27 protein-coding genes and 1 riboswitch are annotated in these 21,896 nt (G+C 44.8%); of the genes, 7 read left to right on the forward strand and 20 right to left on the reverse strand.

All coding sequences use genetic code 11. The features are described 5' to 3' along the window. The first annotated feature begins 14 nt into the window (after nucleotides 1-14). Nucleotides 15-401: an SA1362 family protein gene (locus tag MHH76_RS13195; RefSeq protein WP_020452152.1), complete on the forward strand. Its 387-nt coding sequence runs from the start codon at nucleotides 15-17 to the stop codon at nucleotides 399-401. Here the strand turns inward: MHH76_RS13195 and MHH76_RS13200 are convergent. From MHH76_RS13200 to MHH76_RS13210, 3 genes are all read right to left on the reverse strand, one after another. After that, nucleotides 398-1,273: a patatin-like phospholipase family protein gene (locus MHH76_RS13200; RefSeq protein WP_020452153.1), complete on the reverse strand. Its 876-nt coding sequence runs from the start codon at nucleotides 1,271-1,273 to the stop codon at nucleotides 398-400. The genes MHH76_RS13195 and MHH76_RS13200 overlap by 4 nt on opposite strands. A 331-nt stretch (nucleotides 1,274-1,604) precedes the next feature. After that, a complete protein-coding gene (gene mntR / locus MHH76_RS13205) occupies nucleotides 1,605-2,033 on the reverse strand; it encodes a transcriptional regulator MntR (protein ID WP_020452154.1) in 429 nt (142 codons plus the stop codon). Nucleotides 2,034-2,124: 91 nt separating this feature from the next. Beyond that, on the reverse strand, nucleotides 2,125-2,961 hold the full coding sequence (locus MHH76_RS13210; protein WP_020452155.1) for a biotin/lipoate A/B protein ligase family protein: 837 nt from the start codon (nucleotides 2,959-2,961) through the stop codon (nucleotides 2,125-2,127). 154 nt (nucleotides 2,962-3,115) lie between these two features. Here MHH76_RS13210 and MHH76_RS13215 point away from each other — a divergent pair, with 154 nt between their 5' ends. Beyond that, nucleotides 3,116-3,529, forward strand: a complete 414-nt coding sequence (locus tag MHH76_RS13215) for a rhodanese-like domain-containing protein (RefSeq protein WP_043054396.1) — start codon at nucleotides 3,116-3,118, stop codon at nucleotides 3,527-3,529. A gap of 154 nt (nucleotides 3,530-3,683) precedes the next feature. Here the strand turns inward: MHH76_RS13215 and MHH76_RS13220 are convergent, their stop codons facing one another. The 6 genes from MHH76_RS13220 to gcvT form a co-directional block, all read right to left on the reverse strand. Further along, nucleotides 3,684-4,568 (reverse strand): glycine betaine ABC transporter substrate-binding protein, encoded by an 885-nt coding sequence (locus tag MHH76_RS13220; RefSeq protein WP_020452157.1) that lies wholly within the window; start codon nucleotides 4,566-4,568, stop codon nucleotides 3,684-3,686. Further along, nucleotides 4,568-5,422: a proline/glycine betaine ABC transporter permease gene (locus MHH76_RS13225; protein ID WP_020452158.1), complete on the reverse strand. Its 855-nt coding sequence runs from the start codon at nucleotides 5,420-5,422 to the stop codon at nucleotides 4,568-4,570. The genes MHH76_RS13220 and MHH76_RS13225 overlap by 1 nt, the downstream gene beginning before the upstream one ends. Further along, on the reverse strand, nucleotides 5,422-6,678 hold the full coding sequence (gene opuAA / locus MHH76_RS13230; protein ID WP_020452159.1) for a glycine/proline betaine ABC transporter ATP-binding protein OpuAA: 1,257 nt from the start codon (nucleotides 6,676-6,678) through the stop codon (nucleotides 5,422-5,424). The genes MHH76_RS13225 and opuAA overlap by 1 nt, the downstream gene beginning before the upstream one ends. Nucleotides 6,679-7,036: 358 nt before the next feature. Further along, the gene (gcvPB, locus tag MHH76_RS13235; protein WP_020452160.1) at nucleotides 7,037-8,494 is read right to left on the reverse strand and encodes an aminomethyl-transferring glycine dehydrogenase subunit GcvPB; all 1,458 of its coding nucleotides are present in this window, start codon (nucleotides 8,492-8,494) and stop codon (nucleotides 7,037-7,039) included. Further along, entirely contained in the window at nucleotides 8,487-9,833 is a 1,347-nt protein-coding gene (gcvPA, locus tag MHH76_RS13240) for an aminomethyl-transferring glycine dehydrogenase subunit GcvPA (protein WP_020452161.1), read from the reverse strand. The genes gcvPB and gcvPA overlap by 8 nt, the downstream gene beginning before the upstream one ends. A gap of 30 nt (nucleotides 9,834-9,863) precedes the next feature. Continuing rightward, a complete protein-coding gene (gcvT, locus tag MHH76_RS13245; protein ID WP_020452162.1) occupies nucleotides 9,864-10,958 on the reverse strand; it encodes a glycine cleavage system aminomethyltransferase GcvT in 1,095 nt (364 codons plus the stop codon). A 245-nt stretch (nucleotides 10,959-11,203) separates the two neighbouring features. Further along, a riboswitch (glycine riboswitch) is annotated at nucleotides 11,204-11,308 on the reverse strand. 244 nt (nucleotides 11,309-11,552) lie between these two features. Between gcvT and MHH76_RS13250 the strand changes: the two genes are divergently transcribed. The 4 genes from MHH76_RS13250 (at nucleotide 11,553) to MHH76_RS13265 (ending at nucleotide 14,769) form a co-directional block, all read left to right on the forward strand. Then, nucleotides 11,553-13,232, forward strand: coding sequence for an SNF2-related protein (locus MHH76_RS13250; RefSeq protein ID WP_020452163.1), 1,680 nt, complete (start codon nucleotides 11,553-11,555; stop codon nucleotides 13,230-13,232). 6 nt (nucleotides 13,233-13,238) lie between these two features. Continuing rightward, the gene (locus MHH76_RS13255) at nucleotides 13,239-14,033 is read left to right on the forward strand and encodes a YqhG family protein (protein WP_020452164.1); all 795 of its coding nucleotides are present in this window, start codon (nucleotides 13,239-13,241) and stop codon (nucleotides 14,031-14,033) included. A 190-nt stretch (nucleotides 14,034-14,223) separates the two neighbouring features. Further along, nucleotides 14,224-14,400, forward strand: coding sequence for an anti-repressor SinI family protein (locus MHH76_RS13260; protein ID WP_020452165.1), 177 nt, complete (start codon nucleotides 14,224-14,226; stop codon nucleotides 14,398-14,400). A 33-nt stretch (nucleotides 14,401-14,433) separates the two neighbouring features. Then, complete coding sequence (locus MHH76_RS13265) at nucleotides 14,434-14,769, forward strand: helix-turn-helix domain-containing protein (RefSeq protein ID WP_023855185.1); 336 nt, start codon at nucleotides 14,434-14,436, stop codon at nucleotides 14,767-14,769. Between the two features lie 104 nt (nucleotides 14,770-14,873). Here the strand turns inward: MHH76_RS13265 and MHH76_RS13270 are convergent, their stop codons facing one another. From MHH76_RS13270 to tapA, 3 genes are all read right to left on the reverse strand, one after another. Continuing rightward, nucleotides 14,874-15,668 carry a TasA family protein gene (locus tag MHH76_RS13270; protein WP_020452167.1) on the reverse strand — a complete coding sequence of 265 codons (795 nt, stop codon included), beginning with the start codon at nucleotides 15,666-15,668 and terminating at the stop codon, nucleotides 14,874-14,876. 72 nt (nucleotides 15,669-15,740) lie between these two features. Further along, nucleotides 15,741-16,325 (reverse strand): signal peptidase I, encoded by a 585-nt coding sequence (locus tag MHH76_RS13275; RefSeq protein ID WP_020452168.1) that lies wholly within the window; start codon nucleotides 16,323-16,325, stop codon nucleotides 15,741-15,743. Further along, on the reverse strand, nucleotides 16,322-17,050 hold the full coding sequence (gene tapA / locus MHH76_RS13280; protein WP_020452169.1) for an amyloid fiber anchoring/assembly protein TapA: 729 nt from the start codon (nucleotides 17,048-17,050) through the stop codon (nucleotides 16,322-16,324). The genes MHH76_RS13275 and tapA overlap by 4 nt, the downstream gene beginning before the upstream one ends. A 277-nt stretch (nucleotides 17,051-17,327) precedes the next feature. Between tapA and MHH76_RS13285 the strand changes: the two genes are divergently transcribed. Beyond that, a complete protein-coding gene (locus tag MHH76_RS13285; RefSeq protein WP_020452170.1) occupies nucleotides 17,328-17,648 on the forward strand; it encodes a YqzG/YhdC family protein in 321 nt (106 codons plus the stop codon). A gap of 29 nt (nucleotides 17,649-17,677) precedes the next feature. Here MHH76_RS13285 and MHH76_RS13290 read toward each other — a convergent pair whose 3' ends face one another. The 8 genes from MHH76_RS13290 to comGA form a co-directional block, all read right to left on the reverse strand. After that, the gene (locus tag MHH76_RS13290; protein ID WP_020452171.1) at nucleotides 17,678-17,860 is read right to left on the reverse strand and encodes a YqzE family protein; all 183 of its coding nucleotides are present in this window, start codon (nucleotides 17,858-17,860) and stop codon (nucleotides 17,678-17,680) included. A gap of 88 nt (nucleotides 17,861-17,948) precedes the next feature. Further along, entirely contained in the window at nucleotides 17,949-18,314 is a 366-nt protein-coding gene (gene comGG / locus MHH76_RS13295; protein WP_020452172.1) for a competence type IV pilus minor pilin ComGG, read from the reverse strand. An 11-nt stretch (nucleotides 18,315-18,325) separates the two neighbouring features. Continuing rightward, entirely contained in the window at nucleotides 18,326-18,814 is a 489-nt protein-coding gene (gene comGF, locus MHH76_RS13300; protein WP_236613657.1) for a competence type IV pilus minor pilin ComGF, read from the reverse strand. Continuing rightward, on the reverse strand, nucleotides 18,723-19,070 hold the full coding sequence (comGE, locus tag MHH76_RS13305; protein WP_020452174.1) for a competence type IV pilus minor pilin ComGE: 348 nt from the start codon (nucleotides 19,068-19,070) through the stop codon (nucleotides 18,723-18,725). The genes comGF and comGE overlap by 92 nt, the downstream gene beginning before the upstream one ends. After that, on the reverse strand, nucleotides 19,054-19,491 hold the full coding sequence (gene comGD / locus MHH76_RS13310) for a competence type IV pilus minor pilin ComGD (RefSeq protein WP_020452175.1): 438 nt from the start codon (nucleotides 19,489-19,491) through the stop codon (nucleotides 19,054-19,056). Before comGD ends, comGE begins: the two co-directional genes overlap by 17 nt. A 5-nt stretch (nucleotides 19,492-19,496) precedes the next feature. Then, on the reverse strand, nucleotides 19,497-19,790 hold the full coding sequence (gene comGC, locus MHH76_RS13315) for a competence type IV pilus major pilin ComGC (protein ID WP_020452176.1): 294 nt from the start codon (nucleotides 19,788-19,790) through the stop codon (nucleotides 19,497-19,499). 13 nt (nucleotides 19,791-19,803) lie between these two features. Next, nucleotides 19,804-20,838: a competence type IV pilus assembly protein ComGB gene (comGB, locus tag MHH76_RS13320; RefSeq protein WP_035338372.1), complete on the reverse strand. Its 1,035-nt coding sequence runs from the start codon at nucleotides 20,836-20,838 to the stop codon at nucleotides 19,804-19,806. After that, a complete protein-coding gene (comGA, locus tag MHH76_RS13325; protein WP_025811157.1) occupies nucleotides 20,828-21,892 on the reverse strand; it encodes a competence type IV pilus ATPase ComGA in 1,065 nt (354 codons plus the stop codon). Before comGA ends, comGB begins: the two co-directional genes overlap by 11 nt. Nucleotides 21,893-21,896 lie beyond the last annotated feature (4 nt).

Raw genomic sequence — 21,896 nt, forward strand, 5'->3', positions numbered from 1 at the left:
GGAGGTGGACAGTTATGAAGCAACGCGTACATCCTGTCTCAGCTTTAATTATTGCGTTTGGAATTTTTGGGTTTGTCTATTTCGCCGTCACAAGTCCGGGCCGCCTGCTCCAATACTTGGTTGTTTTTGCAGCGGTCGGCGCCATCATTTATTTCGTGATCAGGCGCATTTCCAATCGCGATATGGGCAGTGAAGGAGCCGCTTTTAAGAAAGCAGCCAAGCAATCCAACAAGCGTTTTCAAGATCACAAAAAACGCTCTATAAAAGGCAAGGTTAATCATCTGAGAAGCGTACCGTCTATTAATAAATCGAAGCCGGTATTGGTGAAGAAAAAAAGCCAGACTCAGCTGACAGTGATTGAAGGCAAAAAAAGCAAAAAGAAAAACAGGGCTTTCTTTTAAAACGTCCACTGTTTCAAAAATAATTCTGTTCGTTTTTTTCCTAGCTCGATTAGAGCTAGTTTTTTTTCTGCCGACATCGCGAATTCAGTCGACAGGACTTCCTCAACAGGTAAAAAAATGATGTTGCGCTCATGTTTTGTGGCAATGTGCCTGGCGTCATGCGCCTCTTTCATCGTCTCAAACAGCGCCCCGAACAGTTCGAACGCATTTTTAATCGTTTTCTTCGGCCTCTCTTTTTCATTGGGCATCAGCGTGATCCCCAATACCGGCCGTTTTTTTTCTGTTGTAAACAGCCACATCGGAAAATTGCTCAGAACTCCGCCGTCTACGACAACGCTGATGCCGCTGGAGGACTTGAGCTTCACCGGCTCAAAAAAATAAGGAATGCTGCAGCTCATCCGGACCGCCCTGGCGACGGAAAAACGCCTTGGGTTTAAGCCGTATCTGTTTAAATCGTCAGGCAGCACAAGCATCTTGCCATTCGATAAGTCGGAGGCGATCAACTTCAGTTTTCCCTGTTCAAGATCCCCGAAAACTGAAATGCCTTTCGCTTTCAGCTTTTCGGAAATCCAGTTTTCCAGTTTATCTCCTTTATATAAACCGAGCCGCCAATAAATCGATGCCCATTGCAGCATTTTCAAAGGCAAGAGTGAAAATCTCGGGTCAAGGAGCTCGCTTTCATTTAATTCTTCCATCATTTGACGGATCTCCGCGCTTGTATAACCTGCCGCGATAAACGAGGCAATAATCGAACCGGCGCTCGTTCCGGCCAGCCTTTTAAATCGGAAGCCCCGTTTCTCAAGCGCCTCGTATGCCCCCACAAGTGCAATCCCTTTCATACCGCCGCCTGAAAAAACCCCGTCGATGTACATCGCGATCTCCCTCCCTTAAAAGATGGCTTTACACCATTTTAAGAAACGGACAGAAAAAAAAGACCATGAGACAAAGCGGCAAACGGAAAAACTGATACGGAAAGAGAAAAGCCGCCGGTACCCGGCGGCTTCAGCGTGTCGACAAACCCTCGCATTCGTTGTCAGGCCTGCGCGTCGGTGCTCACGAATTCCAACATTCGCTCCGCTCCGATGCTCGGCCTTCCTAGACTGCAAGGGTTTTCAATCACGCTGAAGGGATGACAAAATCCCAAAACTAAAAGTCGTTTTGGGATTTTGTCAACAATCTGAAGCCGCCGTTACCCGGCGGCTTTTATTGATTTTCCTGTTCGTTTCTTTTTTGGACGCTTCTCAAATCGTCGATTCTTTTGCTGTCGTCTTCAAAATACTGCACAAGATCTCCGACACGGTCAATGCTGTTCCAGCTTAAATGATGCTCGATTCCTTCGACATCATCATAAATTTTCTCTTCGTCAACACCAATGATTCGTAAAAACTGCTCCAATAATTCATGTCTGTATACTAAACGTTTGCCTATTTTCTTCCCTTTAGGCGTCAGCACGAGGCCGCGATACTTTTCATAAATCAAATATTCGTCTTTATCGAGTTTTTGAACCATTTTTGTAACCGAGGAGGGATGGACGGCCAGAGCTTCGGCTATATCTGAGACCCTTGCATATCCTTTTTCTTCAATCAGCATATAAATTTGTTCTATGTAATCTTCCATACTCGGTGTTGTCATCAAATCCCTCCAAATCACACCTATTCAAATCATAACAAGTTTACACTATGTGCATGTAAAAAACAAGCAACGGGATAACGTTTTCACCCGATTACCTTCTATAATTCCATTCATCTGCCGCATACTTCGTTCTGGCGAGATCGGCGACAAATTCCGTTTCCTCTTCTGTCAGTTCATAAGGCTCCAAATGAATGTTAAGCCCCTTTTCGAACCCTTTTTTAAAAGCATTGCTCGCTTCTTCAATCGTGATTTTTTCTTTTGCGAGCTCATTGATGGCGACCGCTTTTTGTTTGAAGTTTCTCTGCATGCGCTCTCTGAGACGATCATTTTTGTAAATAAACAAATCAAAGAGCTTGTCCTCATCCAGATCAAGAAGGATCGAACCGTGCTGGAGAATGACTCCTTTCTGCCTCGTCTGGGCGCTTCCTGCGACCTTTCTGCCTTCGACAACGAGCTCATACCACGACGGCGCGTCAAAACAGACGGAAGATCTCGGGTTTTTCAGGCTCTGTTTCTCTTTTTCCGTTCTTGGTATGGCGAAATACGCATCAAGTCCAAGCTCTCTGAAGCCTTCAAGAATACCTTCTGAGATGACGCGGTACGCTTCCGTCACCGTCTTGGGCATTTCCGGGTGTTCTTCAGACACAATAACACTGTAGGTCAGCTCTTGATCATGGAGCACGCCTCTTCCGCCGGTCGGCCTTCTCACAAAGCCTAAACCGTGTTTTTTGACGGCATCCAGATTGATTTCCTTTTCGATATTTTGGAAATAGCCGACTGAAAGCGTTGGCGGATTCCAGCCGTAAAAGCGGATGGTCGGCGGAATCTTATTTTCGCTGTGCCAATAAAGGAGCGCCTCGTCGAGCGCCATATTAAAAGCGGGATCCTGTCGTCCCGAATCGATAAAACGCCATATTTCTTTTTCCATAACCTACCCTCTTTTTCTTTGGTATAAAATAAGTCTACCATTCCCTCTTAAAATTGAAAATAAATTCGGCGAATCAGATGACAGATTTCTGAGGCTTTACTATAATAGTATTTGTCTTAACATATCGTTAAAAATCTCCCGATTATCAGACGGGATGAATTCAAAAAGGAGTCGGATCAGATTGTCTACCAGCAGCATTATCATTCTCTTGATTTGCGCCGCGCTCATCATCTACGCGGTCGTTTCATACATCTATCAGCAGCGCATTATGAAAACCTTGACAGAAGAAGAATTCCGGGCCGGCTATCGCAAAGCGCAACTCATCGATGTGCGCGAGCCGAACGAGTATGAAGGCGGCCACATTTTGGGTGCGAGAAACATTCCGCTTTCACAGCTTAAGCAAAGAAAAAGCGAAATCCGTCCTGACAAACCGGTTTACCTGTACTGCCAAAACAACGTCAGAAGCGGAAGAGCCGCCCAAACGCTCCGCAAACACGGCTGTAAGGAGATTTACAACCTGAAAGGCGGGTTCAAAAAATGGGGCGGAAAAATTAAAACGAAAAATTAATAACCGCAGCTGTCTCCAGTTGCGGCCAACATCCTAAAGCGTCTTTGCGTTTTAGGATTTTTTTTAGCATATCCTGCAGACAATCAAAACAGGCGGAGCAGATGATCCTTCAAATAAAAATAAGCCGACGAAATGGGTTCGCCGGCTTTGTTCGTTATTTTTTCAAGTCTTCGATTGAATTGACATCTTTCATGTATGTCGGAACGACAAGGCCAATTTTTACGCCTGTCATGCTTGTACCGATATCTTCGTATTTGCCTTTGTATTTTTCAGCATATGTTTTATGCGTTTGCGGCAGCCATGCAGCAAGTGAAGCATCGACGCTTCCATTTGCAATTCCAGTCCACATCGGGCCTGCTTCTACTTGGCTGAGCGTCACGTTGTAGCCTAAGTCTTCAAGAACTTTTGCGATGACATTTGTGCTCGCAATTTCACTGTCCCATGCCACATAGCCGAGCTTAATTTTTTCGCCGTCCGCTTTATCGACGCCTTTTGTCCATTTCTTAACAAGGTCTTGATGTTTTTTTACGAAATCTGCTGCAGCTTCTTCCGCTTTTTTGCCTTCCTGAACGGCAAGCATGACTTCTCCCATATCATCCTCTGTCCAGCTGAATTGGCTGAGCAGCTTGTGTGCGCCCGGATGATCGTCCTTGAATCCTTTGCGCGTAACAGTATGGATTTCTTCGGCATCGCCGTAAGAACCTTTTGGATCTTTCAAATATTTGAGATCGTATTTTGCAAACATCCAATGCGGTGTCCAACCCGTAATGATGATCGGATCTTTTTTATCGTAAGCTTTTTTCAATGCGGCTGTCATCGCTGAGCTTGAGCCTGATGTTACAGCCCACTTGCTGAGATTGTAATCCTTGAGCGCCTTGTCCGTTGCATTCATAATGCCCGCTCCAGGATCAATGCCGGTAATTTTATAACTGACTTGATCGCCTACAGACGCGTTTTCATTATTATTGCTGCTTCCGCAGGCAGCCAGACCCAATGTCAGTACTGCTGCAGTGCCGATTCCCGCTATCTTTTTCCACATTATGCATTCCCCCTGCTTTTTTTCAATTTTATATTTTGTGTAACCCGGTCAAGTACGATCGCAATAATAACAATCGCAAGCCCGGTTTCTACACCGGTACCCGTTTGCAGCTGGGTAACAGCCCGGTAAACTTCTTCTCCAAGTCCAGGCGCACCTACCATGGATGCAATAACGACCATTGACAACGCAAGCATGATGCTTTGATTGATACCGGCCAGAATGGTTCTCGTCGCAAGCGGCAGCTGCACTTTAAAGAGCCGCTGGCTTGTCGTTGAACCAAATGCTTCTGTAGCTTCAATCAGATCTTCCGGCACCTGCTGAATTCCTAAGATTGTCATCCGGATTGTCGGAGGCATCGCAAAGATAACGGAAGCGACAACACCCGGCACAACCCCGATATTGAAAAAGAAGATGGCCGGAAGCAAATAAACGAATGCCGGCATCGTCTGCATTAAGTCAAGAATGGGCGTAACGATTCTCCGAACCGTTTTCTTTTGGGAGCCCCAGATTCCGACCGGAATGCCGATAATGACAGAAATCAGAACGGATGTGACGACAAGCGCCAATGTCTGGAGCATGGCGTCCCAATATCCTAAATAATCAATGATAAAAAATCCGATTAAAGTAAACAGCGCAATGCCTCTTTTGCTGATCAGCCAGACGAGCGCGGCAAAGATAACGGTCAAAATAACCGGCGGAACAAAACCCAGGCCTTGGACAATCGCATCAACAAACGATTCCACTCCGCTGGCAATTCCGTTAAATACCCCGCCGAACGACACCGTCAGCCAGTCAACAAACTGATCGATCCAATCGGCTAAAGGAATGCGGGGAAGCGATGATAAAGTAAACATTATCTCACCTCCTGAACAACAGTTTCATGAGCTGGTTCATGATCTGAATGTGCATTAATATACCGGTCATTTCCGGCAAGCGCTCCGATTAACGCGCCTTTGACGATGATCCCTTTCATCCGCTGTTTTTCATCGACGACAGCAATCGGGATGCTGGCATCAGAGACCAATTCAAAAATATCCGTCAGGATCGCATTCTCTTCCACGGTTGTAATGTCTCTCGAGATGACGCTCTCCAGCGTCTGGCTTTTTTCGGCTGCTTTTTTAGCTGTTTCAGCATCAACAGAACCAAGAAGCCTATTGTGTTTGTCAACGGCATAAATTGAGGAAATCCCGAGGTTTTTCATCAGCGTCAGAGCGACGCGCGGCCCTTTGTCTGCGCGTACGGTTTCAGCGCGTTTCATAATATGACCGGCTGTCAGCACTTTAGACAAGTCGACATCTTCAACGAATTTTTCAACATATTCATTTGACGGGTTCATTAAGATCTCTTCCGGCGTACCGATTTGAACGATGTTTCCGTCTTTCATCAATGCGATTCGATCGCCGATTCTCAGCGCTTCATCAAGATCATGGGTAATGAAAATAATCGTTTTGCCTACTGATTCATGCAAATCGAGGAGTTCATCCTGCATATCTTTGCGAATCAGCGGGTCAAGCGCGCTGAACGCTTCGTCCATCAGCAGAATGTCCGGATCATTCGTCAATGCGCGGGCAAGCCCGACGCGCTGCTGCATCCCGCCGCTCAGCTGATCCGGATATTGCTGTTCATATCCTTCAAGACCGACAAGCTTTAATGATTCCATAGCTCTTATCCGGCGTTTACTTTTATCGACTTTTTGCAGTTCCAATCCGTACTCTGTGTTTTCAAGAATCGTTTTGTGCGGAAACAGAGCGAACTTTTGAAAGACCATGCTGATTTTTTTCCGGCGGATTTCCCGAAGCTGGTCTTTGGACATATTTGTTATCATGTCACCATCTATGTACACATGTCCTGCAGTCGGTTCAATCAGCCGGTTTAAAAGCCGCACCAAGGTTGATTTACCGCTCCCTGATAGACCCATGATGACAAATATCTCACCTTCATACACGCTAAAATCCGCTTGGTTCACCCCGACGGTCGCCCCGGTTTCTTTCAGAATTTCTTTTTTGGTTTTGCCATCGGCAAGCAGCTGCGTTGCTTTCTTTGTATTTTTCCCAAAAACTTTAGACACTTTTTCTACTTTTATCTTGATTGGCTTTTCGTCTGAATTCATATTTCTCCTCCCGTATGAAGCAATCTAATATACCGTAACATTTATGTAACATATGAGACAAACGGCATATTCACTGTCATTTTGTATCAAACCTTCATATTCATCGTTGTCACTCTCTACCCTTGTGAATCCTTTTAAATACTCCATAATCCTCTTCTTTTAAGGCAAATTAAACCATTATATTTGATAAAAACATTGAAACTATCACGTTTTACAATGTAATTTTTATTTTTAATTTTAAATTTGATGAATTTACTATTTAATACGAGAGAAATCCTTATCATTCAGTACATAAACCGTTTACATAAAGATGTTTTTTTTACAAAAAAACCGGCGAAATCGATCCGCCGGCTTCTTATCATTTTTCATAACGCAGCACGGGCTTCCGCGCAGCTTTTGTTTCATCCATGCGTTTCACAACGGTTGAATGCGGTGCTTCCTGAACGACTTCAGGCGTTTCCTCCGCTTCTTTTGCAATCTGGATCATCGTATCGATAAACGCATCGAGCGTTTCTTTAGACTCTGTTTCTGTCGGTTCAATCATGATGCATTCCTCGACATTGAGCGGGAAATAGATAGTCGGCGGATGGAAGCCGAAGTCCAAAAGCCGCTTTGCGATGTCAAGCGTCCTGACTCCCAGCTTTTTCTGGCGCCTTCCCGACAGCACAAATTCGTGCTTACAGTGCCGGTCAAACGGCAGATCGTAGTATGGAGCAAGCTTTCTCATCATATAATTCGCATTTAAAACGGCGTTTTCCGTTACTTCTTTGAGCCCGTCCGGCCCCATTGAACGAATGTACGTATAAGCTCTCACATTGATGCCGAAGTTTCCGTAGTAAGGTTTCACCCTGCCGATCGAATGCGGACGGTCATGGTCAAAGGTATAACGGCCGTCTTTTTTCACCAGCACCGGCTTCGGCAAATACGGAATCAATTCCTTCTTGACGCCGACAGGGCCTGATCCAGGTCCTCCGCCTCCATGCGGTCCTGTAAAGGTTTTGTGAAGGTTCAAATGGACGACGTCAAATCCCATGTCACCCGGCCTTGCTTTGCTGAGAACGGCGTTCAGGTTCGCTCCGTCATAGTACAGCTTTCCTCCGGCTTTATGGACGATTTCAGCCATTTCTAAAATATTTTCTTCAAAAAGGCCGAGCGTATTTGGATTAGTCAGCATTAACGCGGCTGTTTCTTCATCTACGACACGCTTTAAATCTTCGAGATCAACAAGACCGTCGTCATTCGATTTGACGGTGACCGTTTCAAATCCGGCAACAGTCGCAGACGCCGGGTTTGTACCGTGGGCCGAATCAGGTACAATGACCTTCGTCCTTTTATGATCGCCGTTTGCCTCATGGAACGCGCGGATCATCATCAGCCCGGTCCACTCGCCGTGCGCACCCGCAGCCGGCTGAAGGGTGACCTCATCCATCCCCGTGATCTCTTCCAAATGCTCGCTCAAGTCGTACAAGAGCTCCAGCGCACCCTGCACGGTCCGTTCATCCTGGAGCGGATGGATCGCAGAAAGTCCTGGGATTCTCGCGATTTTTTCGTTAATCTTCGGGTTGTACTTCATCGTGCATGAACCGAGCGGATAAAAGCCCGAATCCACTCCGTGGTTGCGCCTCGATAAAGCCGTATAATGGCGCATAATATCAAGCTCAGACACTTCGGGGAGATCTGCCGGTTCATCTCTGAGATACGCTTCGTCAAGGACGTCTGTCACATCTGTTTCAGGGACGTCAAGCTCAGGAAGGCTGTAGCCGACCCGCCCTTCTTTTGATACTTCAAAAATAAGCGATTGATCCTGATTATTCATGGCGATCCCCCAATTCATTCATGAGTGTATCGATTTCCTCTCTTGTTCTGAGCTCTGTCACGGCGATCAGCATGTGCTGTTTTAAATCCCGATATGAAGCGCCGAGATCGTAGCCTCCGATAATATTTTTCTCAAGCAGGCGTTCATTCGCTTTTTCGACAGGTTCATTGAGCCTGACGACAAACTCATTGAACATCGGCCCGTCAAACACGACTTCAAGACCGGCCCGTTTAGCTGCTTCTTTTGCGTAAGCCGCTTTTTGCAGGTTCTGCCATGCGATTTCCTTGACGCCTTTTTTGCCGAGCGCCGTCATGGCGACTGATGCGGCAAGCGCATTGAGCGCCTGGTTGGAGCATATATTTGATGTTGCTTTATCCCGTCTGATATGCTGCTCGCGCGCCTGCAAGGTGAGAACGAATCCCCTTTTCCCGTTTTCATCTTCCGTCTGACCGACGAGACGGCCAGGCACTTTTCTCATCAATTTTTTCGTGACTGCAAAGAATCCACAGTGCGGCCCGCCGAAAGCGGCCGGTATTCCGAACGGCTGGGCATCCCCGACAACGATGTCAGCTCCCAGTGCCCCGGGCGGTGTTAAAAGCCCGAGAGCCAGCGGATTGGCGGACACGATGAACATGCTTTTCCCTTTATGGGCGATCGGTTCAATGTCTTTCAGCGGCTCAATTCGCCCGAAAAAGTTAGGGTATTGGACGATCACTGCTGCTGTATCTTCGCAGACGGCTTCATCAAGAGCCGCAAGATCTGTTGTTCCGTTTTTGGCAGGGACTTCTACCACGTCGATGTACTGTCCTTTCGCATACGTTACTAAAACCTCGCGCGATTCGGGATGGACGGTTTCCGAAACGACGATTTTTTTCTTTTTTGTATGTCCTGAAGCAAGCATTGCCGCTTCGGCTAATGCCGTTCCCCCGTCATACATCGACGAGTTGCTGATATCCATGCCCGTCAGCTCGCAAATCATCGTTTGAAATTCAAAGATCGCCTGGAGCTCCCCTTGAGAAATTTCAGGCTGATACGGTGTATAAGCCGTGTAAAATTCCGACCGCGAAATCACGTGGTCCACGATGACGGGCTGGTAATGATCGTATACGCCCGCTCCCAAAAAAGAGGCGTGCATCACTGTATCTTTATTTTTAGCCGCGAGTTTCGTCAGCTCTTTTGTGAGCTCAGTCTCGGACTTTGCCTTTTTAATTTGGTATTCCCCTTTAAATTTAACGCTTTCGGGTATATCGGAGAATAGCTCTTCGATCTTCTCGACTCCAATTGCCTCAAGCATTTCTTTTTTATCCTGATCTGTAGCTGGCAGGTAACGGTGCTTCATCTTCAGTCTCCTTTCACGGCCTTGGCAAACTTACGGCTGCCGTTTGTAAAATGGGGTTTTCACGATTTTGGCTTTCAAGCGCTTATTTCTGATTTCCACTTCAACGACGGTGTCGAGGGCACAGGCTTCTTTTTTCAGCAATGCGAGGCCGACGTTTTTCTTTAAGGTCGGCGACTGTGTGCCGGTTGTCACCTCGCCTGCTTGTTCGCCTTGATAATAGACGGCGTAGCCGTGCCTTGGAATGCCTTTATCGATCATTTCAAGGCCGACGAGCTTTCTGTCCGCTCCATGTTCCTTTTGGCTTGCCAGGACGGCTTTTCCGAAGAAGTCCGAGGCTTTGTTTGTTTTGACGGCGAATCCGATGCCGGCTTCGATCGGTGTAATATCTTTTGAGAGCTCTTGTCCGTACAGCGGCAGCTTCGCTTCAAACCTCAGCGTATCTCTGGCCCCGAGGCCGCACGGCACTAATCCCGAATCCTTGCCCGTTTCAAGAAGCAGCTTCCAAATGTAGGCTGCATCTTCACTCCGGCAGTAAATCTCAAAGCCGTCCTCTCCCGTGTATCCCGTTCTGGACACAAGCGCCTGCACGCTGCCAATCGCCGCATCATCCCTGAACGTAAATGGCTTTAACCCGGCAAGATCGCTATCTGCGACCTGTTTTAAAATCGATTCGGCCTTCGGTCCTTGAAGGGCAAGCAGCGCAACCTCGCCAGACACGTTTCGAACCGAAACGTCTCCTTCTTGGTGCTTGTTCATCCAATCGACGTCTTTGTCGATATTGGCTGCGTTAATGACGAGCATGTAGACATTGGCCGCTTTTTTATAGACGAGGAGATCGTCGATCGTTCCGCCGTCTTCATAGCACATGGCCGTATACTGGGCACCGCCTTCTTTCAGTGTCGAAACATCGTTTGTCAACAGTTTTTGCAAAAACGGAAGGCTGTCTGTTCCTGTGATTTCGACCTCCCCCATGTGTGAGACGTCAAAAAGCCCCGCTTTCGTCCTGACGGCTTCATGCTCCTCTTTAATTGAAGAAAATTGAACAGGCAGTTCCCAGCCGCCAAAATCAATCGTTTTTCCGCCATATTCCTTATAAAGGTCAAATAAAGGCGTTCGTTTAAGCATTCTGCTTCCCCCTTCGCTTTTCAAACTAAAAACAAGTTTGCCAATCATCAGAAAACAAGAAAGATTCCAACATCACCTGGATGGTTCCGCCGCTTTGGACGGCACAAAAAAGGACAGAGAAGCCCCTTTGTCAGTTCTGAGGCTCTCTGTCCTGGCACCTGAAAGTTTACTTTGCATCAAAAGCAAAGATGTCCCCTTTGGTGGTTTGTTAAAACATCATATGATACAAACTCTCTCCAGAGTTGCGTCAAGCAAGAGTTCTTTTGCCTGAGAGATTCACTGTTTCCCCAGCTTGCTCCTTCGGCGCCGCTTTAAGGTTTCCCGCTATCGGTCTCTCCCCTTGCTGTCATTCGCTCATATTCATTTCTTTTCATGGACATACTATATAAAGCTTATGATTTTTTTACTGATGATCTACAAATATCCTACCATCATCACAACAATTGGGCAACAGGAAAAATCATTAACAATTTATTATTTTAAAATAAGAATGTTCGTGTTTTGTTTATTTGTTAGTAAAATCCGTTTTTTTCACGCAATATTTTCTTTTAAAAAAGAACATTTGAATCTCAGAAGAGAAAGGCGGCATTAGTGATGAGACCAGACATTCATTTCGACAACGAGTGGCCGGAACAGTTCAAAAAGCACCTTGATGAAGACGGACCATGGGCGAATTGGGAGCTTTACAAGCTTTCCTGTGAAGTGCAGAAAAGGCTTGCGATTCCGACGTTTGAAGGCTTGCAGGCCCCTTATCACCTCCCAGGCTTCACCCCGCTTCCCCATCAGCTCGAAGTCGCCCGGAAGGTAGTCGAGCAGATGAACGGAAAAGCCATCTTGGCGGATGAAGTGGGCCTCGGCAAAACGGTCGAGGCTGGGCTGATATTAAAAGAATACATGATTCGCGGGCTGGCCAAGAAAATCTTAATCCTCGTCCCCGCCTCGCTCGTCTCGCAATGGGTGAAGGAACTGCGGGAAAAGTTTTTAATTCCGGCCGTGGAACAGAAAAAAAGCTATGTCTGGGAGCAGTGCGATGTTGTCGTCTCCTCCCTTGACACGGCAAAGCGGTCGCCGCACAGGGAGACGGTTTTGTCGATCCAGTATGATGTGGTGATTATTGATGAAGCTCACAAACTGAAAAACAATAAAACAAAAAATTACGAGTTTGTCCGCAGCTTAAAGAAAAAATATTGCCTGATGCTGACGGCGACGCCCATCCAAAACAAGATCGACGAAATATTTAATCTCGTTTCCCTGCTAAAACCCGGACACTTGGGAAATGAAAGCAACTTCAACAAAGATTATACAAAACAGATCAATTCAGCTGAAGCGCATGAACGCTTAAAGTCCCTTATCAATAAAGTCATGATCAGAAACAGACGGCATGATACCGGCATCACCTGGACGAAGCGCCATGTCGAAACCGTGCCCATTTCCTTTTCTCCTACAGAACAGGCTTTGTATGACGAGATTAAAAAGCTGAAGACAAGTCATCAGCATTCATCAAGCATGTTCTCAATCATGACATTGGAGCGCGAATGCTGTTCAAGCAGAGAAGCTGTCTATATGACGCTGAAAAACATGCTTGACCGAAAGGATCGCGAAGCGCCGGTGATCTCCGAACCTGTCATCCACCATTTGATCGAAAAGGTCAACGAGGTCGCGCAAAATTCAAAAGCGCTGAAAGTTGTTGAGCTCATTCAAGAACTCGATGACAAAGTCATCATCTTTACTGAATACAGGGCGACGCAGATTTATCTGCAATGGTTCCTCCAGCAGAACGGCATCAGTTCTGTACCGTTCAGAGGCGGATTTAAAAGAGGAAAGAAAGACTGGATGAAAGATTTGTTCAGGGGCAAAGTTCAAGTTCTGATCGCGACTGAAGCAGGCGGTGAAGGGATCAACCTTCAATTTTGCAATAAAATCATCAACTATGACCTTCCGTGGAACCCGATGCGTCTCGAACAAAGGATCGGCCGGATTCACCGGCTCGGCCAGGAACGCGATGTTTACATTTACAACATGGCAACAAAGCATACCGTAGAAGAGCATATTTTAAAACTTCTCTATGAAAAGATCCATTTGTTCGAAAAAGTCGTCGGAGACTTGGATGATATTTTAACAAAAATCGAGGTCGGCAATTTTGAAGACCACCTTCATGACATTCTCTTTTACTCCGCGACAGACGAGGAAATGAAGATTAAAATGGAAAACTTAACCTCTTTCATTTCATACGGAAATGAAGCCGTTTCAAACCAAGAACAGATCGGAGGCTAAAATCAAATGCGTCAGGAAGAAATATATCTGTTTTTAGAACGCTTTTTCATCGCAAACGGCTGCACGATCACCGACAAAAGTTCAGGCCATATGACTGTGCAGCTGACGGTTGAAGTCGATAAACAGATTATGAACAGGCCGTTTTACTGGCACTGGCTCGAAAAGACGGGCGGAGAACCTAATCCGATGAAAATCACGCTGATCACGAATGAAGACGAGGCCCCTTCCGATATCGAAGGTGAGTTTATTCATTTTGGATCACCAAGACTTTTTCAAATTTTCCAGGCCGTGCAAAAAAACGGCAAATTTATTCGCCTTTATGAGAAAATCCGTTCCGATGGAGCCCATATTTCCCTGGAACCGTGGCTCGGCATGAATGTGACGATCTCGTACCAATCCGACATGAAAAAAGATAAGCTTCTGTCTCTCGGCCTTCATTTAATCAGCGGTCAGCTGGTCGAATCGTTTCAAGAACAAATGGAGGCCCGAGATCTCTCTTCACAGATCTCTGACTACTGCTACACGATGTCGCCGTTGATTAAGCCGGAAAGCGGCATTAAACGGCTTGAGCGCTATATCGAACAGGCGGCCAGAAGCGAGCCGCTTGATTGGGCTGAAGCTTCCCTGAAACGCTGGAATAACGACCTGTCACTTTTAAACCAATTTTACGAGGATACTGAAGAAAAACCGGAGGAATACGAAATTGAGAAAAAGGCTCTCCAAACGCTTTACGAGCCTAAAATCGATATTAAAGTTCAAAACGGGGGATTATTTTATTTGCACAAAAAAAATTCAGGATAATTTTTCCGATTCGACAACATTCTTGTTTTTATTCAGTGAGCTGGACTTATAATAGAACTAAAGAGATAGGAGGAACTTTCGTAACACCATTTGGACAAGCTTGGTAAAGTGTTGAGTCTCGGGGTTTATCTTTGTTTATCACAACACGGTTGTCTGAAATACATAATGAAGTATTTTGGGGGGGAAATGTATGAATAAAGATAAAAATGAGAAAGAAGAATTGGATGAGGAGTGGACAGAACTGATTAAACACGCTCTTGAACAAGGCATTAGTCCAGACGATATACGTATTTTTCTCAATTTGGGTAAGAAGTCTTCAAAACCTTCCGCATCAATTGAAAGAAGTCATTCAATAAATCCTTTCTGAATGTGCTATAATATCGAAAGGAAGGTGATGACATTGATTGGCCAGCGTATTAAACAATATCGAAAAGAAAAAGGCTACTCACTATCTGAACTAGCTGAAAAGGCTGGGGTAGCGAAGTCTTATTTAAGTTCAATAGAAAGAAACTTGCAAACAAACCCCTCCATTCAATTTCTAGAAAAAGTCTCCGCTGTTCTGGACGTCTCGGTTCATACCCTGCTCAATGAGAAAGATGAAACCGAATACGATGGTCAATTAGATAGTGAATGGGAAAATCTAGTTCGTGACGCTATGGCATCAGGGGTTTCTAAAAAACAATTTCGAGAATTTTTAGATTATCAAAAGTGGAAGAAAAGACAGGAAAAGGAGTAAGGGAAACATATCTTACTCCCTTTGGCATTTTTTACGCTGAATAAGCCGATTCCTCATGAACATAAAAAAACGGATCATACAGATCCGTTTTTTAAATTGCACCATTATTTATCTTCACTGTGCGCTCTTTCGTTCTCTTTTACATAACCTTTTTCATCGGCATGTTTTTTGCCGTCGATTGTCAAGCCGTTCCATTGAGTACCTTCGAATGAGAAGTCAAGCTGCACAGAATCTCCTTGATATTTGTTCTGTACCATTCTGCCGCTGGCGTCTGTTGTTTTGTCATTGACGAACTCAATCACCAATTGAACTTTGTCAAAGTCATATGGATCTTTCGGAATGCCGTCGTATTCAGGCGCCGTTTTTCCGTTGATTGTCGCTACATTGATTTTGCCATTGTCATGCAGGAACTCTGGCTCGATTGCTTTCTTCACTTTTTCGTACGCGGCCTTATCTTTTTTCGCGGACATATTGTACAGATCATAAAGGTTGGCTTCATCTAAAATGATGTTTTTAGGATAGCCGTTTCCGCCTTCAACTCCGACAGTCAGAACGCTGACTTTAAATTGTTTCAGGAAGTCTTCCGCTGTGCTTTTTCCGCCGTTTTTCGCGTTTCCGTCAACGAAATTGCTGTAGCCAACCTGCATCAGCACTTCTTTAATCGCAAGTGATCCGTCATTTTTGAATTCGAAATCTTTAGTGAATTTGTCGCCAGGTTTTAAGTTGGACAAGTTCACTCTTGCAGATGTATCTTTCGCATTCAGGTCAAGTGTACCTGCTGCATAAGTTGCTTGAGTTGTTTCGATGTCGTTAAACGCAGCCCAAGTTCCTCCTCCTACTAATGCCAGTCCAAGCGCAGCAGACGCAACGCCTAATCCGAGTTTTTTCTTTGTACCCATTGATAACTCCTCCTTTTATAATAAGAAAATCTGTATATATGGAGACCTGAATGTTCAGGTGACCAACGAAGATTACATGGAAACTGATTGATCTTTCCCGGCGGCTTCAATTGCCTTAGTTTTTTGGTCAATCTCTCTTAAAGCCGCGGATACAGTAATCACTGCATAAAGAATCAACAAGAGTCCCGGCACGATCAGCAATATGGCTGTGCCGATCGGTTTACTTGCAAAATCCAGCAAATACCCGGCATACGGAACCGTAATGCCCGAATACTTAGCGACAACATTTTCCGCCAGCACCGGATCGGAATCAGGGTTTTGGTTATTGTCACCCTTTGTTTTAAACATGAGGTTTGATTTATTTTTTGTTATACCGATAATTCGGTGGGTAACCATGGTGTTTTCGTCTTGCATGAATGTAATGACATCTCCCTTTTTCAAAGACCCGGGATTTTCAATCTTTTGAACGGCTATCACAGAACCTGTTTTAAACTCCGGCTCCATCGAACCGGATAAAACCGTTTTCAATTGATAGCCGAAGAGCTGCGGCTCTCCGCCGGACGACTTTGTCGAAATTACGACGATGACCGCGGCGATGATGAGTGTGAAAATAATCACATATAAGATATTGCTGACCCATTTGATCACATGTTTCATGACGCTTCCCCGCTTTCTAATGAATTTTCTTCTTTTCTATTTTCTTTATCTACGGATTCACTGCTCTTTGGTGTTTTCTCTATGTCCTGTTCAGACTTTTCCCGTGTTTCTGTCTGTTCTGTTTGCTTCGGCTTTTCTGATGCTTTTTTAGGCGGCTTCGGTGTTTCTTCTTTACAGTCTTGAAGCTTCATCACATTTGACCAAATAAAAGGTTTGCCCTTTTTCACATCGGGATGGCCTTCAGGCTTAATCAATTTAAATGCGTAGAGCCCTCCTTTTGCCGCCCGCTTTGACTCTATCCGGTAGATGTTCTTTTCGGCTTCTTTTTTGAACGCGCCTTTATCGATCACAGTCCCGTCCTCTAACGGTTTTTTGGCATTACCGAGTTTATGCAGCTCCCACTTCCATTCAGAGTCGGCGATTTGGCTGCCGCGGTTTTTATATTCTGCAAACAATGTCAGCGGTGCACAGACCGTTCCTTTCGTCTTTGTCTGTTTTTGAAGCTTCAAATTGCTCCCGTCCCACTGTTTCCCATCTTGAGGAAATGAAGAGGCCGCTTTCATTGTCATGCTGTATGTTTCCACATCGTGAAATGATGCGTTTGTATGCTGTGACAGCTGACTCCCCAATCCAATTAAAAGATAAATGATCAGCAGCGTTTGAAAAACGATGATGTTTTTTCCGGCTCTTTTTCGGGATCTCCTAGTTCGAGATAATCGGATCATGACTACCCTCCTAGCGAGTATGTAATGGCTTTTTCCGCTCGTTCGTTTTAAAGAACTTGATAGTTAGAGTATAAAGAACAAATGTGCCATTTGAAAACTATCAAAATAGTCGATTAAGTTCGTTTTACAGAACGTTTTCGTTTAATTCCTCAAAAAATCTCTCAAATTCTCATCTTTTTGAAAAGTTTGAAGTTCTTTATAAAGTACATAATTTCTTCTTCATTTTTGTATAAACACTGTTGACAAGGAAAAAATAGGATAGAAAGGATGATGCCCCGTGCTGAAAAATGCTATGTTATGCTCTTTTTTACTGCTTGCAAGCATTGGGCCGCTCAATGCCCATGCGGCAGCTTACGAAACAGCCCGCATGTCTAAGTGGGAAGAAAAAGCGGTTGAGGAAGCAAAAAAGAGGTATCCGGAAGCAGAAGTGCGTCTCACGAAAAAAGTATGGGATCGAAAGCGGGCGGATGAAGCGGTCAAACAATACCATGTCACATTGAGTGAAGGAAATAAAAATTTCGGAGTATTTGTTACAATTTCATTTGAACCTGTGACACACAAAATCAACAAAGTCGTCGTTGTGGAAGAATATAAATAAGCCGCTTTGCAGTAGAAAGCGGCTTGTCTTTATTTATGCCTTTTAAAAAACATGATACACCCAAGAGGAAGAATGCCGAACCATTGATATATCCTGGACGGCGGCTTTGATTCTTTACGTTTTTCTTTCATTTCTTTTCTTTCCTGCTTAGGCGTGTCCATATATTTTACGAGCTGTTCCGTCATATATTTAACATAATCGTTCGTTTTCATCACATCACCTCTTGGGGAGTTCTGTCAGTTGAAGTGTTGTCATACGAATCTTTTTTTATACATTCTTCATGATTCCGACACACAATTTTTAATATTCTTTCCACTGTGTGATTTTCTTAGTGCTCAAATCATATTGAAATTCAGCGCTCGTTTCTGTGCCGGAAGCTGTCGTTACCTCTATCTTCACTCGCTTGAGCCGCTGATGAGCCGGATTGACAGTATACGATATCAAGCCATGCTGTTTTTGAATTTTCTCTTTTGTCTCTTCGTGAATATGAGACAAGGCATGGAGCATTCCATTTTGGAGTAGGTTTTGCTGAATATGAAATTCTTTTGTTTGCTGTGCAAACATTCGTTGATTCGATAATAAAACAGCTGAGTGACCCGCGCAGAGCATGCAAATCACAGCTGTGAAAACAGCAGCCGGATAAATGAATCCTTTTGAATTTTTCACGTGATCACCTTTTACATATGATAGAGCGGAATGGACTTACGGTATGACTTGCCGCTTAAACTTGTCGCTTCAAGGATCAGCAGATGATCTTCAATCACAAACCTCATGTGTTTGACATGTTGCAAAAGCGGCACATGACCTTTTCCATTGACTCTTTTTCGAATAACTGTCTGATATTTCTCATAGCGAACGGCGGCACCTTGGCGATTTGTCATTTCCAATGACTGATGATCGTCGCCCACTCTTAGATCAACCGAGTTCCTGCATTCCTTCAATATTTGCTCGGCAGTAATCGTCCATTCGCGCGGGTGAATATCCGCACCGTTTCTTTCCGGGGATAAAAACAGATGAAATATCGAGGCCATCGTTCCTGCAATGAACATATACACCATTAAGGAAACCAGTACATTAAGAAGGGTAAATCCCTTTTGACCGCAAAATGGTGAAGCAACGCCTTTGACTGTCTCTTTTTTTAATGGAGATGCATACTTCATAATCATCTCCCTGCTCCTTCCATTCAATAAAGTAAGATGTGTTTCGGTAAAGCACAGTTTCTTTAGGCTGAAACCGTCCGGTCAGTGTGTAGCGGCTGATCTTTTCATCCAATATGCGATATGCCTCTTCTTCTTTTTCAGATGCCCCGCGCTGCAAAGACAACTGATGAACCATAGGAATCAATAACATGGTGATCATGACCCAAATGCCCAATGCGGAAACAGCTTCAACTGTTGTAAAGCCTCTATTTTTTTTGCACATTAATCTTTCCGCTTCCTAAATAGATCGTCAGTGCAAAAGAGGCGTGCTGTGTATCGATCACGATTTTCCCCCCTTGATTCGGAACTCCGCTTGGGTTAAAAGTAAGAGTTCGCTTGAGCGTCGCTTTTTTGAACGCAATATGGCAACTGTATGTCCTGACCAGCTTAGGCGATGAGCCTTCGTCCGCGTGCTTAATAATATAGCGGCAGCCGGCAAAGTCAAACTGCACCTTAACCGTCGCATGGCGGACGAGAGCTGTCTGCTGTGCGTAAAGCAGATCCTCTTCAAGCTGTGAGACAAAGTGCTGAACAACTCTTTTTTCATAAACGGGAGGCAGTGCGGCAAAGAGAAGAGAGAGCATAATGGAACCGATCATCAATACAGTTAGGCTTTCCAAAAGCGTAAATCCTTTTTGATTCATAACCGTCAATCAGCCTGTGCTTTGCCGTTTGAAATTTTAATTGCTTTCCCATTCGGGCACTTTAAGTTCTTCTTCACGTAACCTTCAGATTCAAGGTCCGCCCTACTCGGCGTTTTCCCGTCATGATCCATTTGATAAGCCGTGATTTGCGCTTGAACCATATTAATTAACCCTTCGCATCCTTTCTTTTGAATACTTTGATTATGCTTGGTCACATTCGGTATGGTGATCAACAGCAGGATGGAGATGACGAGCATGACGACTAACATTTCTATCAGTGTAAATCCCTTTTCATTCACAGTTCCGTCCTCCTTATAACTGGTTCATCATTTGATACATTGGCAAAAGCATAGACAAATAAAGAATTAATATCATCGCCGCTGTTAGCCCGTAAATCAATGGCTGGATCAAACCTGTCCATTTTTCTGCTTTCCGTTCAAGCCGTTCAATCAAAAATTGACTGTATGAATACAGCTCTCTGTATAAGTGTCCGTTTAATTGGCCGTGAGCAACAGCCTTCGCCAGATCATTTTCATAAAACGGATGCCCGGCCAGCATCTGCTCCAGACTCTCCCCTTGTTTCAGCCGCTCGATCAGGCGCTTCGCTTCATTTTTATGAAATGATAAAAACGGCTGGCTTTCAAATGCTTTTAAACTGTCATATACAGACAGACCAGCTTGCAAAAGATTGCTCAATTGGAGCGATAAAAAATAACTGTTGAATAGTTTGAAGGTTTGGCCCAGCAAGGGGATTCTAATGAGAAAGGTCATTTTGTCTTCTGGAGGTTTATGGCGAAATGAACACAGATAATAGAGGGATAAAGCGGCGGCAATCAACATCATTCCTGCGATAAAAAGATAAAAATGATCAAAAACCGAAAAGATGAGGGTCGTTGCAAAAGACGTTTCAACGTTCATTGATTCATAGATCGCGGAAAATTGCGGGATGATTGCCGATTTCATAATAGAGATAATGACGCAGACCGTTAAAACTAAAAACAAGGGATATCTGGCGGCTTTCTTTAGTTTTTCGGTTTGAGCGATCTTGCGGTGAAGCAGCTCTCCGCTCTGCCGAAAGGCATACGGCAAATTCCCGTGCTGTTCGGCAAAGTAAACAATGGTAACAGCATCCTTATGAAATGAAATCATTTCAAGCACTTGAAACACAGGTCGCCCTTCTGTCAGCTTCTCCATCGCAAATGTCAGATCTGCTCTTCGCCTTTCATTCAATTGCAGTTTCAGCATACTTAAAGCATCCAAAATCGTATATCCGCTCTTCATCATGTCTCCGAGTTTTTTCAGAATGTCCGCCTGTTCCCGGACGGGCCACTTCATTTTAATCTTCATGGCCTATCCAGCGTTCATAAGTATTCGACGGCAGATATCCGAGTGCTATTCCCTTCTGGATCAGCGTTTTCAAAGTTTCTGTTTTTATGTCACCGCACCTGCCTTTTGCTTCTTCGATGCAGAGATTGAGGCTTTTTCCGTACAAAAGCTCGAAGACGCTTGCTCTTCTCACAGGCCTCGACAATCTGCAATATAAAGAGCAGCTGTCGCCGCAAAACGGGCAGACGAGACCGACGAGGCGCTGGGCGCTGATTGCGACCAGTGTTTGTTCAATTTCTGTCATATCAACGCCGAACTCGAGCAGCCTGTATATTGCGCCTTTGGCATTTTTCGCATGCATGCTCGATAAAACAAGGTGTCCTGTCAAAGCTGCCCTGACTGCGATTTGGGCTGTTTCGGCATCGCGAATTTCCCCGAGGATGATCATGTCCGGATCGTGGCGAAGCACCGCCTTCAACCCCGCAGAATAAGTCATGCCAGCTTTTTCGTTTACTTGCACTTGCAAAATGTTTTCGCTTCTTGATTCAACAGGGTCTTCCAAGGTAATGATGTTTCGCTTAAAATGCCGCTTAGCGTATTCGATTAAAGAATAGAGTGTTGTCGTTTTCCCCGAGCCTGTCGGACCGGTGAACAGAATTAATCCGTGGGAATGCTTCAGAAAAGACAGCAGCTTGAATGTTGCACTCGGAAACAATGAGAGCTTTGTGAGCGGCTTGCTGCTCATCTTGGGAAGAAGCCTGATGACCAAGCTTTCATCATGGATGGTGGGCAGAGTGGACATTCTTAAATGAACGGGCTGACGGTTGATATAAAGAGTCAAAGCTCCGCTTTGCGGCAGCCGTCTTTCCCCAATATCCATCGAAGAAAGGAATTTAAAGTGAGAAATGAGCCTTGAGCACTCATTTCTCGTTAATCTGTCTTTTTGAAAAAGTTCATCATCAATCCTGAAGCGAACCACCGCCTCTTTTTCACCGGGAACAATATGAATGTCTGACGCCTTCATTCTATATGCCTCGTCAATTAATCTTCCGCTTAATGATTCAATCGTGTACAAACCA

The organism is Bacillus sp. FSL L8-0193 (assembly GCF_037976065.1).
Classification (GTDB): Bacteria; Bacillota; Bacilli; order Bacillales; family Bacillaceae; genus Bacillus; species Bacillus paralicheniformis.